The organism is Microcella daejeonensis (assembly GCF_026625045.1).
In the GTDB taxonomy this organism is placed as follows: domain Bacteria; phylum Actinomycetota; class Actinomycetes; order Actinomycetales; family Microbacteriaceae; genus Microcella; species Microcella daejeonensis.
On record NZ_CP113089.1, the window covers coordinates 1764991 to 1777090 of the forward strand.

General features: G+C 72.6%; 14 protein-coding genes. 7 read left to right on the top strand and 7 right to left on the bottom strand.

What is annotated here, in order from left to right:
- Positions 1-41 precede the first annotated feature (41 nt).
- The gene (locus OVN18_RS08585) at positions 42-890 is read left to right on the top strand and encodes an LON peptidase substrate-binding domain-containing protein (RefSeq protein ID WP_324287772.1); all 849 of its coding nucleotides are present in this window, start codon (positions 42-44) and stop codon (positions 888-890) included.
- 9 nt (positions 891-899) lie between these two features.
- Positions 900-1076, top strand: coding sequence for a hypothetical protein (locus OVN18_RS08590; protein ID WP_267780306.1), 177 nt, complete (start codon positions 900-902; stop codon positions 1074-1076).
- On the opposite strand, the gene OVN18_RS08595 is transcribed toward OVN18_RS08590, so the two are convergent.
- The 3 genes from OVN18_RS08595 to OVN18_RS08605 form a co-directional block, all read right to left on the bottom strand.
- The gene (locus OVN18_RS08595; protein ID WP_267780307.1) at positions 1073-1432 is read right to left on the bottom strand and encodes a DUF1801 domain-containing protein; all 360 of its coding nucleotides are present in this window, start codon (positions 1430-1432) and stop codon (positions 1073-1075) included. The two genes, OVN18_RS08590 and OVN18_RS08595, sit on opposite strands and share 4 nt — an antisense overlap.
- Before the next feature lie 4 nt (positions 1433-1436).
- Positions 1437-3005 (bottom strand): aminopeptidase P family protein, encoded by a 1569-nt coding sequence (locus OVN18_RS08600; protein WP_267780309.1) that lies wholly within the window; start codon positions 3003-3005, stop codon positions 1437-1439.
- A 90-nt stretch (positions 3006-3095) separates the two neighbouring features.
- Positions 3096-4097, bottom strand: coding sequence for an endonuclease/exonuclease/phosphatase family protein (locus OVN18_RS08605; protein ID WP_267780310.1), 1002 nt, complete (start codon positions 4095-4097; stop codon positions 3096-3098).
- 240 nt (positions 4098-4337) lie between these two features.
- Here OVN18_RS08605 and OVN18_RS08610 point away from each other — a divergent pair, with 240 nt between their 5' ends.
- Positions 4338-5189 (top strand): PHP domain-containing protein, encoded by an 852-nt coding sequence (locus tag OVN18_RS08610; RefSeq protein WP_267736607.1) that lies wholly within the window; start codon positions 4338-4340, stop codon positions 5187-5189.
- A gap of 18 nt (positions 5190-5207) precedes the next feature.
- On the opposite strand, the gene OVN18_RS08615 is transcribed toward OVN18_RS08610, so the two are convergent.
- Both OVN18_RS08615 and OVN18_RS08620 read right to left on the bottom strand, forming a co-directional pair.
- Positions 5208-6653, bottom strand: a complete 1446-nt coding sequence (locus OVN18_RS08615; RefSeq protein ID WP_267780311.1) for a DHA2 family efflux MFS transporter permease subunit — start codon at positions 6651-6653, stop codon at positions 5208-5210.
- Positions 6654-6908: 255 nt separating this feature from the next.
- Complete coding sequence (locus tag OVN18_RS08620) at positions 6909-8375, bottom strand: DEAD/DEAH box helicase (protein WP_267780312.1); 1467 nt, start codon at positions 8373-8375, stop codon at positions 6909-6911.
- Positions 8376-8535: 160 nt separating this feature from the next.
- Here OVN18_RS08620 and OVN18_RS08625 point away from each other — a divergent pair, with 160 nt between their 5' ends.
- From OVN18_RS08625 to OVN18_RS08640, 4 genes are all read left to right on the top strand, one after another.
- Positions 8536-9213 (top strand): ferritin-like fold-containing protein, encoded by a 678-nt coding sequence (locus OVN18_RS08625; protein ID WP_267736610.1) that lies wholly within the window; start codon positions 8536-8538, stop codon positions 9211-9213.
- Between the two features lie 29 nt (positions 9214-9242).
- Complete coding sequence (locus tag OVN18_RS08630) at positions 9243-9530, top strand: hypothetical protein (RefSeq protein ID WP_267736611.1); 288 nt, start codon at positions 9243-9245, stop codon at positions 9528-9530.
- A gap of 153 nt (positions 9531-9683) precedes the next feature.
- Positions 9684-11129, top strand: a complete 1446-nt coding sequence (locus OVN18_RS08635) for a sugar porter family MFS transporter (RefSeq protein ID WP_267780314.1) — start codon at positions 9684-9686, stop codon at positions 11127-11129.
- Positions 11130-11140: 11 nt separating this feature from the next.
- Positions 11141-11383, top strand: coding sequence for a PLDc N-terminal domain-containing protein (locus tag OVN18_RS08640; RefSeq protein ID WP_267780315.1), 243 nt, complete (start codon positions 11141-11143; stop codon positions 11381-11383).
- 69 nt (positions 11384-11452) lie between these two features.
- Here OVN18_RS08640 and OVN18_RS08645 read toward each other — a convergent pair whose 3' ends face one another.
- Complete coding sequence (locus OVN18_RS08645) at positions 11453-11746, bottom strand: hypothetical protein (RefSeq protein WP_267780317.1); 294 nt, start codon at positions 11744-11746, stop codon at positions 11453-11455.
- Between the two features lie 14 nt (positions 11747-11760).
- Positions 11761-11982: a DUF3107 domain-containing protein gene (locus OVN18_RS08650; protein ID WP_267736614.1), complete on the bottom strand. Its 222-nt coding sequence runs from the start codon at positions 11980-11982 to the stop codon at positions 11761-11763.
- Positions 11983-12100: the final 118 nt, after the last annotated feature.

The window sequence follows — 12100 nt, forward strand, 5'->3', positions numbered from 1 at the left end:
CGGCTCCGAGCATCCCCAGGTAACGGTGCCAGGGTTGCCGCATGACCGAGATGCCGATGTTCCCGCTCGGATCCGTGCTGTTCCCCGCGATGCCGACGGCGCTGCGCATCTTCGAGGAGCGCTACATCGTGATGCTCTCGGCCGTGCTGCAGGACGAGCCGGCGCGCTTCGGCATCGTGCTCATCGAGCGCGGCAGCGAGGTCGGCGGAGGAGAGCACCGGTTCCCGATCGGCACGATCGCCGAGATCAGTCAGATGGAGGCGAGCGAGGGCTTCATCGGGCTCATCGCCCAGGGCGGTCGTCGCATCGAGGTCGTCGACTGGCTGCCCGACGACCCCTACCCGCGCGCCGAGGTGCGCGAGGTGCCCGACCTGGAATGGCGGGAGGAGCTGCGGCCGCTGTTCGTCGAGGCCGAGCAGCTCGTGCGGCGCACGCTCGCGCAGGCGAGCGAGTTCGTCGAGCAGCAGTGGGGCGCCGACATCGAGCTCGCCGACGACCCGCACGATGCGCTGTGGCAGCTCGCCGGCATCGCTCCGCTCGGTCCGCTCGACCAGGTGAGACTGCTGCGGGCGACCGACGCGGAGCAGCTGCTGCGCGATCTCATCGAGCTGACGGCGGGGGCGGCCGAGATGCTCACCGTGCGCTGGGACGATGACGACGACTTCCCGCGGCCGGAGGACTTCGGCGAGCCCGGCGAGGTCGAGGGGCCGCCTGCGGACGGCGAGCCGGCGACGATGGACCCGGCTCCGGAGGCCGCCGCGACGGAGTCCCCGACGGCGGACGCAGCGGACGCGGTGGGCGCGGCGGACGACGCGAACGGCACGGCCGCGGGTGCGGAGCACCCGGCCGAGGACGGCGACGCCCCCGACGCCCCGACCCCGCCGCGGTAGCCTGGCCGCGTGATCGACGCCCTCCCCATCCCGACCGATCCCGGAACCGCCGCTGCGGCGGGGCCGATCTTCGCCCTGATGGCCCTCGCCACGGTCGGAGTGCTGATCTGGCAGGCGGTGCGGTACTTCCGCGAGAACCGCGAGGAGGAGGGCCCGCACGAGCCTCCGGAGCGGGACGAGCCCTAGTCGAGCACGTGCCGGCGCGCCTCGACGATCGTGCGCACGGTGGCGGGCCCGAGCGGGGCATCCGCCGAGAAGTGCACCGTGGCGCCGACGAGCCGGCCCTCCGGCAGCACCTCGGCGAGGGATGCGGCCGCGACCGTGCTCATGAGGTGCAGGCTGCAGTGCGTCCTCGCTGCGGAGAGACCGACGAACGCCCTGCCGTCGACGCGCACGACGATGATGCCGTACGAGATGACCGTCTGCGCCCCGGGCAGTGCGTCGAGAAGACGGCCGAGCACCGTACGCAGAGCGAGCGCCTGGTCGGCGGGCGCGGCGGCGAGGTACTCCTCGGGAGTCGTCGCCGCCAGGCCCCTCGACATGAGCTCAGCCGCGGCCCCGCGCGATCCAGGCCTCGACCTCGTCGGCCGTGCGCGGGATGCCCGCCGACAGGTTCTCGGCGCCCTCGGCCGTGACGACGATGTCGTCCTCGATGCGCACGCCGATGCCGCGGTACTCCTCGGGCACGGTGAGGTCGTCGGGCTGGAAGTACAGGCCGGGCTCGATCGTGAAGACCATGCCCTCCTCGAGCACGCCGTCGATGTAGAGGTCGCGGCGGGCCTGCGCGCAGTCGTGCACGTCGAGACCGAGGTGGTGCGAGGTGCCGTGCACCATGTACCGGCGGTGGTAGCCGGCCTCGGGCTTCAGGCTCTCCTCGGCGCTCACCGGCAGCAGGCCCCACTCGGCGGTGCGGGCGGCGATGACCTCCATGGCCGCGGCGTGGATCTCGCGGAACCGGATGCCCGGCCGCACGATCGCGAAGGCCGCGTCGGCCGCCTCGCGCACGGCCTCGTACACCCGGCGCTGCACCTCGGTGAAGGTGCCGCTCACCGGGAGGGTGCGGGTGATGTCGGCCGTGTAGTAGCTCTCGAGCTCGACCCCGGCGTCGATGAGGATGAGGTCGCCCGGCAGCACGGGGCCGTCGTTGCGGGTCCAGTGCAGGATGCACGCGTGCGGGCCGCTCGCGGCGATCGTGTCGTAGCCGACGGTGTTGCCCTCGGCGCGGGCGCGGCGGTTGAAGGTGCCCTCGACCAGGCGCTCTCCGCGCGGGTGCTCGACGATCGCGGCGAGGTCGGCGACGACGTCGTCGAAGCCCTGCGCGGTCGCCTCGACGGCGAGGCGCATCTGCTCGAGCTCCCAGGCGTCCTTGACGAGGCGCAGCTCGCTCGCGTCACGGGCGAGCAGATCGTCGCGGGAGGTGTCGACGGCGGCTCCGGCGGGCGACCCGGTGTCCTCCGGGGTCACGACGCTGAGCCGCTGGGCGTCGATACGGGCGGTGAGCGCGGGGTCGGCCTCGCGCACGAGCACCGTCTCGGCCTCGCCGGCGGCGTCGAGCGCGGCATCCAGCTCGGCCAGGCCGCGCGTGGCGATCGCGAGATCGGCGGCGACCTCCTCGGCCGAGGGGCGGGCGCCCGTCCAGAACTCCCCGATCTCGGGGTTGGCGTAGAACTCGTCGGAGTCGCGCCCGGCCGCCTCGCGGAAGAACAGCACCGCGTCGTGGCCGCCCGCGGCGCTCGGGGTCATGACCAGCACGCTGCCGGGCACGGTGTCGCTGCCCCAGCCGGTGAGGTGGGCGAAGGCGGAGTGCGCGCGGTAGGGGTAGTCGGTGTCGTTGGAGCGCTGCTTGGCCGGGCCGGCGGGGATCACGAGGCGGGCATCCGGGAACAGGGCGGAGAGGGCGGCGCGGCGCTCGGCGGCGAGCGCGGCCTGCGGGCGGGCGACCCCGCCGCGCGAGGGGCGCTCGGCCCAGCCCTGCGAGATGTAGGTCTTGAAGGCGTCGGAGCCGGGGGTCGTCGACCGGTTCGCGGTCGCGCGCGGGGCGTCCTTCGGCTCGGTCACCGCGGCGGCACCCGTCTCGGTCGTGGCGGTCGTGTCTGCATCGGTCGTGTCAGCCATGCCCCCATCCTCGCACCCCGCCGCGCCGCGCGCAGGGGCGATGCCCGGCGCATCGAGCGCGGTTGCGAGGGGATGCCCGGCGCGCGCCGCTCAGAGCAGGACGCGCGCGACCACGGGCCGGTGGTCGCTCCCCGCATCGTCGCGCGAGGTGATGACGCGGAACCCCGTGACCGTGACGTCGGGGGTCGTGAGCACGTGGTCGATGGGCGCCCCGAGCAGCGGCGGCAGCGAGGCGGGCCAGGTGCCGACCGCGCCGTTGCCGGTGGCGATGGCGGCGTCGACGCACTCCCCGATGCCGGGGCCGCCGGGCGTGGCCGTGAAGTGGTCGGCGGTGGCGTTGAGGTCGCCAGCCATGATCGTGCTCTCGCCCCGGCAGACGCTGTCGAGCCAGACCAGATCCTCGCGCCAGTTCGCGAGCTCGGCGGGGATGGGGGCGACGGGGTGGACGCCGATGATCGTCGGGCCGTCGTGGCCGCGCGGCCGCAGCACGAGGCTCGGCAGCACCGTGGTGTTGCCGACGTCGCGGTCGATGTCGTACTCGCCGATCTCGACCGAGACGAGCACGCTCGTCGATCGCGCGATGGCGATCTGATCGAAGGCCTCGGTGTAGACCCACATGGGCCGGCCCGCTTCGCGCAGCAGCACGGCGGCTGCCTCGGCGGTCGCCGCCGAGGTCTCGGGCAGCACGATGATGTCGCTCTGCTCCTCGAGCGCCAGGTCGGCGATGCCGTCGGCGCCGGTGGCGTCGCCGAGGGTGTTCCAGGCGAGCACCGAGAGCTCCTCCGGCGCGCGGGCGGGGAGGGAGTCGTCGCCGAAGCCCCGGCTCGCGAGCACCGCGGCGTTGATCGCCGTGAACACGAGCGCGATGACGGCGAGCGAGGCGAAGAACCGTCGACCGCCCCGCCACACGATGGCGACGAGCGCGAAGACGAGGGCCCCGAGCACCGCGACCACCGAGGTGAGCCCGCGCAACGCCACGACCTGCGCCACGATGGGCGCGCCGGCGAGGTCGAAGAGGCTCGGCCACGCCAGCACGAGCAGAACCAGACTGACGCCCACGAGAACGACGGCGGCGAGGATACGGGCGAACATGTCCCGGTGAGCCTACAAGCGTCGCCCCGCGCCTCCGGTGCGCGCACGCCCTGCGAGTGCACAGCCGGCGCGGGCCGATCTCCCGGCATCGCTCCGTACTCTGAGCGCGGCCGCGCGCCCGCCGGGGCGGTCCCCTCGACGGGCGCCGGCCGCTTCCGGCTTCCTGGGCCGCGATCGGGCGAGGGGATGCCGCTGCCGGCCCGCGCCGGGCATCCAGCCCCCCGCCTCTAGGCTGGCGGCATGAGCGCGACCGCCATCGACCTGCACTGCCACAGCAGCGTCTCCGACGGCACGGAGACGCCGACGCAGCTCGTGCGCGCGGCGGTCGCCGCGGGTCTCGACACGATGGCGATCACCGACCACGACTCGACCGCCGGCTGGGACGAGGCGCTCACCGCCGCGGCGGGCACCGGGCTGCAGATCATCCGCGGCATGGAGCTGTCGACCCGGCACGAGTGGCGCAGCGTGCACGTGCTCGGCTACCTCTTCGATCCGCACGACCAGCGTCTGCTGACCGAGACGGGCCGCATCCGCGAGGACCGCCTGAACCGTGCCGAGCGCATGGTCAGCCGCATCGCCGAGGACTACGACGTGACGTGGAACGACGTGCTCGCCCAGTCGGGCGGCGTCTCGATCGGGCGCCCGCACATCGCCGACGCGCTCGTCGCGCGCGGCATCGTCGGCACGCGCAGCGAGGCCTTCGAGACGATCCTGCACTTCCGCGCCGGGTACTACCTGCCGCACGAGGCGCCGACGGTGCTCGACGGCGTGCGGCTCATCGCCGAGGCCGGGGGAGCGCCCGTGATCGCGCACCCCGCCACGCGCGGCCGCGAGGCGGTCATCGACGAGCCCATGCTGCGCCGGCTCGTCGACGCCGGGCTCGCCGGGCTCGAGGTCGGCCACCGCGAGAACACCGCGGAGGGGCGCGAGGTGCTCGAGGAGTGGGCGGCCCGCTACGACCTCGTCGTGACGGGGTCGAGCGACTACCACGGCGAGGGCAAGCCGAATCGGCTGGCCGAGAACACGACGAGCCCCGACTCGCTCGAGCGGCTCATCGCCCGCACGCGGGGCGTGGAGCCCGTGCGGGCCTGAGCCCCTCATCCGCTCGCGCTAGTGCGCGAGCGGGACGCTCTGCTGCTCGTCCTCGGCCTCGGCCCCGTCGTCGACCGCCGGGCCGCCGGTCGGCGCGGTCACCCGGCGCACGAAGAGCACGAGCGGCAGGGTGACGAGCGCGATGCCCGTTCCGACGAGGAACGCGGCGCGGATGCCCTCCGCCGTGATGGCGGCGCCCTCCTCGGCGGCGGGGCCCGCGAAGGCGGCCGAAAGGGTGATGAAGAGCGCAATGCCCGCGGCTCCGGCCACCTGCTGGATGGTGCCGACGATCGCGCTGCCGTGCGCGTTGAGCTCGGGCCGCAGCGACGACAGTCCGTTGGTGAGCAGCGGCGTGAAGAGCAGCGCGAGGCCCAGGCTCACGCCGATGTGCGCCACCGTGACGAGCCACAGCGGGGTGCCGGCGGCGAACATCGCCATGCCGCCGAGCGAGACGATGAGCAGCACCGAGCCGAGCAGCACGAGGCCGCGCGGACCGACGGCGTCGTACCGGCGCCCGATGAACGGCGCGAGGATGCCCTGCAGGAGCGCCCCGGGAAGGATCGCGAGCCCCGCGGCGAGCGCGTCGTAGCCGAGCACCTCCTGCACGTAGAGCGGCAGGAGGATGATCGCGCCGAAGAGGGCCATCGAGGCGATCGTCACGATCGAGATCGAGAGGGCGAACTGCCGCGAGGCGAAGGTGCGCAGGTCGAGCAGGGCGGCATCGCTGCGCTGCAGGTGGATCTGGCGCGCGACGAAGAGGCCGATGATGACGGCGCCGCCGATGAGCGACGCGAGCGCGATGGTGCTGCCGTTCTCGCTCTCGCCGCCCTCGCCCAGCTGGGCGAGGCCGTAGACGAAGCCGCCGAAACCGAGGGCCGAGAGCACGACCGAGAGCACGTCGAGACGGCCGGGCCGGTAGACGCCGACGTTGACGATGCGCGCGGCGCCGAGGGCGAGCGCCACGAGGGCGAAGGGCACCATGACGATGAACAGCCAGCGCCAGTCGGCGATCTGCAGGATGGCTCCCGAGACGGTCGGGCCGAGGGCGGGGGCGACGGCGATGACGATCGAGATGTTGCCGACGACGCGGCCGCGGATGGCGGGCGGCACGAGGGCGAAGACGGTCGTGAACAGCAGCGGCATCATGATGGCCGTGCCGCTGGCCTGCACGATGCGGCCGACGAGCAGCAGCTCGAAGCCCGGCGAGACGGCGGCGATGACGGTGCCGAGCGTGAACAGGCTCATCGCGGCGAGGAACATCGGCCGGGTCTGGAAGCGCTGCATCAGGAAGCCCGTGATGGGAATGACGACGGCGAGCGTGAGCATGAAGGCGGTCGTGAGCCACTGGGCCGCGCTGGCGGTGATGCCGAGATCGTCGATGAGCCGCGGGATGGCGTTGCCCATGAGGGTCTCGTTGAGGATGACCACGAAGGCGGAGATCAGCAGCAGCCGGATCACGCCCATGTTGCGCTTGTGCTCCGGCCCGGAGAGATCGACGTCGGACGAATGCGGTGCGGGCGGAGTCGATGGCATAGCGACTGCAACCTGCCGAGCATTCCGTGTATTCCCGCACGGCGGATCCGATCCGTCACGGCGGATCCGATCGGTCACGGTGGACGCGGTCGGCCACGGCGGATGCGCCGGCCGTCGAGGGCGGACGCGCGACGGCCCCCGGAGCAGGATGCTCCAGGGGCCGTCGCGCGATGCGGGGTGGTGGCGTCAGTCGGCCGCGGGCGCCGCGCTCTGCTGGCCTCCGCCGGCACCGCCCGAACCGCCGGAGCGGCGACGACGGCGTCGACGGGGCGCGGTGGTGCCGCCCTCGCCCGCGGGGGCGGCCGCGGTGCTGCCGGTCGAGGGGGTGCTGCCGGATGCTCCGCGCTCACGGCGCTCGCCGCCGCGCTCGGTGCGCTCGCCCGAGCGCTCGCCGGTGCGGCCCGCGCCGTCGCGGCGGGTGCGTTCGCGCGGCGGGCGCGCGGCATCCCGCTCGACCTTGGGGATGGGCGTCGACTTGAGGCGGCCCTTGATGCCGGCCGGGATGTTGAGGTCGGTGTAGAGGTGCGGCGACGAGGAGTACGTCTCAACGGGCTCGGGGATGTTCATCTCGAGCGCCTTGTTGATGAGCGCCCACTTGTGCATGTCGGCCCAGTCGACGAAGGTCACCGCGATGCCGGTCTTGCCCGCGCGGCCGGTGCGGCCGACGCGGTGCAGGTAGGCGTCGTGGTCGTCGGGCACCGTGTGGTTGATCACGTGGGTGACGTCGTTGACGTCGATGCCGCGGGCGGCCACGTCGGTCGCGATCAGGATGTCCTTCTTGCCGGCCTTGAACGCCGCCATCGAGCGCTCGCGCGCCTCCTGCGTCATGTCGCCGTGCACGGCGCCCGCGCTGAAGCCGCGGTCGGTGAGCTCCTCGACGATCTTCGCGGCGGCGCGCTTCGTGCGCGTGAAGATCACGGTCTTGCCGCGGCCCTCCGACTGCAGGATGCGCCCGATGACCTCGTCCTTGTCGAGCGCGTGCGCCCGGTAGACGATGTGCTCGATGTTGGCCTGGGTGAGGCCCTCGTCGGGGTCGGTGGCGCGGATGTGGATGGGGCGCGTCATGAAGCGGCGCGCGAGGGCGACGATCGGGCCCGGCATGGTGGCCGAGAACAGCATCGTGTGGCGCGTGGGCTTGGTCTGCGAGAAGAGCCGCTCGATGTCGCTGAGGAACCCGAGGTCGAGCATCTTGTCGGCCTCGTCGAGCACCATGACCTCGACGTTCGCGAGGCTCAGCAGGCGCTGGCTGGCGAGGTCGAGCAGGCGGCCGGGCGTGCCGACGACGATCTGCGCGCCCGCCTTCAGCTGCTCGATCTGGCCCTCGTAGGCCTTGCCGCCGTAGATCGAGACGATCTTGGTCGGCCGGTTCTTGGCGGCGAGCTCGAGGTCCTCGGTGACCTGCACGCACAGCTCGCGCGTCGGCACGACGACGAGCGCCTTGACGCCGGGCTCGGGGTCGGTGCCGAGCCGCTGGATGAGCGGGAGGCCGAAGCCGAAGGTCTTGCCGGTGCCGGTCTTCGCCTGGCCGATGATGTCCTGGCCGGTCAGCGCGAGCGGGATCGTCTGCTCTTGGATGGGGAACGGCTCGAGGATGCCGTGGGATGCGAGGGCATCGACCAGATCGGTCTCGATGCCCAGGTCGGTGAAAGTCACGTGAAGGATTCGCCTTATCTGCGGTATGGGATTCCCGTCAGTTTAGCCGCCGCACGGGCCGATGGGCGGGCGGACCGCGCGGAGGGGGCCGGGGCGGCGCGCATCCATCGCATACAGTAGGCGCGTGGCATGGTTCCGACGGTCCCCGCAGCGTGCGCAGGTGCCCGCCCTGAAGCCGCGCGACACCGCCACGGCGATGACCCGGGTCGACCTGCACCGGCTCACCCCGCCCGTCGATCAGTACCTCGGTCACTGCGCCGCGCTGCACCTGACCTTCTTCGAGCAGCTGAGCCACGCGGTCGCCAATGCGCCCCGCATCGCCGATAAGGACGCCCTGACCGTCGTCGCGGGCACCGCGCTACGCCGCTACGAGGCGCTCGTCGCCGAGATCGAGCGCCGCAAGCTCGACCGCTCCGCCCTCATGGAGCCCCACCTGCACGGCGTGCAGGAGTTCGAGCGCCGCACGATGGGCGCCGACTGGCACGAGCAGGTCGCGAGCGCCCACGTGACCATCGGGTTCCTCACCGACTTCTGGATGCGCCTGGCCGCCGGCCTGCCGAAGGACGCGCGCGAGCGCGTCGAGCAGGCCCTGCGCATCGGCGAGCTGGATGCCCCGCTGCACCGCATCGTGCAGCGCGCCATCGCGGCGAACCCCCGGCTGTCGTCGCGGCTCGCGCTCTGGTGCCGCCGCCTCGTCGGCGACACGATGCTGCAGGCCCGCTCGGCCCTCGCCGTCGCGATCGACAGCCGCGACGACGAGGAGCAGATCGAGCCCGTGCTCACCGAGCTCATCGCCGAGCACACCCGCCGCATGGACAAGCTGGGACTGACCGCCTGATGTCGTGGGGAGGGGACGGGCCGCGGCCGATGCAGCCCGAGAGCAGTCAAGGGCGCACGGCGCTCATCCTGATCATCGTCTCGATCGCGGCGCGCGCCGTCGTCTCGGTCATCACGGGCCCGCTCCTCGCCGTGCTCGGCGGCATCGGCGCCATCGTCGTCCTGCTGCTCAACGCGGCCGCGCTCATCGTCACGATCGTCGGCATCGTCATCGCCTGGATCGCCATCGTCAAGCACCGCGACCGGTCGCTCGTGCTGCTGATCGTCGCCGTCGTCGCGAGCGTGCTGACCCTGTTCTCCCTGCCCTCGCTGCTCTAGTCGGCCCGCGCGCTGTACCACGGGAGGGCATCCCCTCGCCCCCTGCGATGTCGGCCCTCTCCCAGTTCGATCGCCCGGCCCCTCAGTAGGGTTCGGAGGTTCTCGCCGGATGGGGCGGGAGCGCGCCGGACCGTCCTGAATCGAGGAAGCACCATGCCCACCGACGAGCGCACCTCCGACTCCCTCAACTCGAAGGTCGTCGCTCTCGCGGCGGCCGGGGCCGTCGGCGGATTCCTGTTCGGATTCGACTCCTCCGTCGTGAACGGCGCGGTCGCGTCGATCGAGACGCAGTTCTCGCTCGCCCCCGAGCTCACCGGCTTCGCCGTCGCGAGCGCCCTGCTCGGCTGCGTCGCCGGTGCGGAGGCGGCGGGCCGGCTCTCCAGCAGGTTCGGCCGCATCCCCGTCATGATGATCGGCGCGGTGCTCTTCCTCATCTCGGCCATCGGCTCGGGATTCGCCTTCGGGGTGTGGGATCTCATCCTCTGGCGCCTCGTCGGCGGCGTCGGCATCGGCATCGCCTCCGTCGTCTCGCCGGCGTACATCGCCGAGATCTCCCCGCGGGCGTTCCGCGGGCGGCTGGGCTCGCTGCAGCAGCTCGCCATCACGACGGGCATCTTCGGGGCGCTGCTCTCGAACGCGGTCTGGCGGGATGCGGCCGGCGGCGCGGGCGAGCCCTTCTGGCTGGGGCTCGAGGCATGGCGGTGGATGTTCCTGGCGGGTGCCATACCCGCCGTCGTCTACGGCGTCATCGCGCTCGTGCTGCCCGAATCGCCCCGCTACCTCATCGAGAAGGGCCGCCGCGACGACGCCCGGCGCATCATCGCCTCGGTCTGGCCCTCGGGCGACGCCGACGGCGAGATCCGCGTCATCCAGTCGGCGATCGACGAGGATGCCGCGAACGCGGCCACCGGCACCCTGCGCGGGAAGGCGCTCGGCCTGCGGCCGATCGTGTGGATCGGCATCGTGCTGTCGGTGTTCCAGCAGTTCGTCGGCATCAACGTGATCTTCTACTACTCCACGACGCTCTGGAGCGCGGTGGGCTTCGCCGAGTCCGACTCCTTCCAGATCTCGGTCTTCACCTCGATCGTCAACATCGCCGTGACGCTCGTCGCCATCGCGCTCGTCGACCGCGTCGGGCGGCGACCCATCCTGCTGACCGGCTCGATCGGCATGGCCGTCTCCCTCGGCGCGATGGCCCTCGCGTTCTCGCAGGCCGTCGTCGACGCCGAGTCGGTGTCGCTGCCGGGCGGCTGGGGCATCGTCGCCCTCGTCGGGGCGAACGTCTTCGTCGTCGCCTTCGGGGCGAGCTGGGGGCCGCTGGTCTGGGTGCTGCTGGGCGAGATGTTCCCGAGCACCATCCGGGCGCGCGCGCTGGGGGTCGCGGCTGCTGCGCAGTGGCTGGCGAACTTCGCCATCACCGTGAGCTTCCCCGCCATGTCGCAGGCCTCGCTGCCGCTCACCTACGGCATGTACGCGGCCTTCGCCGCGGCCTCGTTCGTCTTCGTTCTGCGCTTCATCCCCGAGACCAAGGGCGTCGCGCTCGAGGAGACCGGCACGCTCACGGTGGAGCGCCGGGCGCGGGCGGGCCGCCGGGGGTAGGGTCGGGGCGCATGGAAGCCCTGCCCGTGTTCATCCTCGCGGCCGTATGCGGCGTGATCGTCATCGCCTTCATCGTCGTGGCGGTGCTGCAGGTCGTGCGCTCGACCGACATCTCGCTGACCGCCAGGACCGCGTGGGTCATCGGCATCGTCGTCGCCCCGCTGATCGGGGCGATGGCCTGGTACCTGCTCGGCGATCGCACGCCGCAGATCGAACGGGAGCTCGGCATCAGAGGGCCGCGCAGCGGCGGGTGACGCGCGGGCGCTCCGGGTCAGCGGGCGCGCGCCGCGGTGCGGGTCGACCGCTCGGGGGAGCGGCCGCGCTCAGCGAGCGCCGACGAGGCGCTGGAGCAGGGCCGCGTCGGCGTCCGCGCGGCGACGGTGCAGCATCCAGGCGATGCCGGCCGCGACGAGGGGGCCGATGACCAGGCTGAGAACCCAGATCCAGCCGCCGTCGAAGGTGAAGCCGAGCCACAGCAGCAGCACCCAGGTGGCCGCCGTGGCCGCCGCGCCCACGACCATCGTGACGAGGAGGCCGTGCGTGTCGCGGCCCGGAACGATGTAGCGCACGGCGAGGCCGAGGGCGGCGCCGATGATCGTGACGAACAGCAGCTCCATGTGGGGGAGGCCCTCTAGCCGACGAAGCCCACGCGGCGCGCCGACTCGGTGCCGATCTCGACGTAGCCGATGGCCGCGGCGGGGACGATGTACGACTTGCCCTTGTCGTCGCTCAGCGAGAGCACGGTGCCGTCGGCGAGGGCGGCGGCCACCGCCTTCTCGATCTCGGCTGCGGGCTGCGAGGTCTCGAACGAGAGCTCACGGGGGCTGTTGAGAATGCCGATGCGAATGTCCACGAGTGTCACTGTACCCCGGCGTAGGAGGCCGATCCGCGGCGTTCACCGAGAGCGGATCCCGGGCCCGCGCGGGCGCTCCGGCCGGGCGATCGCGCGATGTCGGTGCGCGCCGATACCG

Excerpts from the sequence above, each read along its gene's own strand:
- OVN18_RS08585 (WP_324287772.1), top strand. The coding sequence starts at position 42 with ATGACCGAGATGCCGATGTTCCCGCTCGGATCCGTGCTGTTCCCCGCG.
- OVN18_RS08595 (WP_267780307.1), bottom strand. The coding sequence starts at position 1,432 with ATGTCGAGGGGCCTGGCGGCGACGACTCCCGAGGAGTACCTCGCCGCC.
- OVN18_RS08600 (WP_267780309.1), bottom strand. The coding sequence starts at position 3,005 with ATGGCTGACACGACCGATGCAGACACGACCGCCACGACCGAGACGGGT.
- OVN18_RS08605 (WP_267780310.1), bottom strand. The coding sequence starts at position 4,097 with ATGTTCGCCCGTATCCTCGCCGCCGTCGTTCTCGTGGGCGTCAGTCTG.
- OVN18_RS08610 (WP_267736607.1), top strand. The coding sequence starts at position 4,338 with ATGAGCGCGACCGCCATCGACCTGCACTGCCACAGCAGCGTCTCCGAC.
- OVN18_RS08615 (WP_267780311.1), bottom strand. The coding sequence starts at position 6,653 with ATGGGCGTGATCCGGCTGCTGCTGATCTCCGCCTTCGTGGTCATCCTC.
- OVN18_RS08630 (WP_267736611.1), top strand. The coding sequence starts at position 9,243 with ATGCAGCCCGAGAGCAGTCAAGGGCGCACGGCGCTCATCCTGATCATC.
- OVN18_RS08635 (WP_267780314.1), top strand. The coding sequence starts at position 9,684 with ATGCCCACCGACGAGCGCACCTCCGACTCCCTCAACTCGAAGGTCGTC.
- OVN18_RS08640 (WP_267780315.1), top strand. The coding sequence starts at position 11,141 with ATGGAAGCCCTGCCCGTGTTCATCCTCGCGGCCGTATGCGGCGTGATC.
- OVN18_RS08645 (WP_267780317.1), bottom strand. The coding sequence starts at position 11,746 with ATGGAGCTGCTGTTCGTCACGATCATCGGCGCCGCCCTCGGCCTCGCC.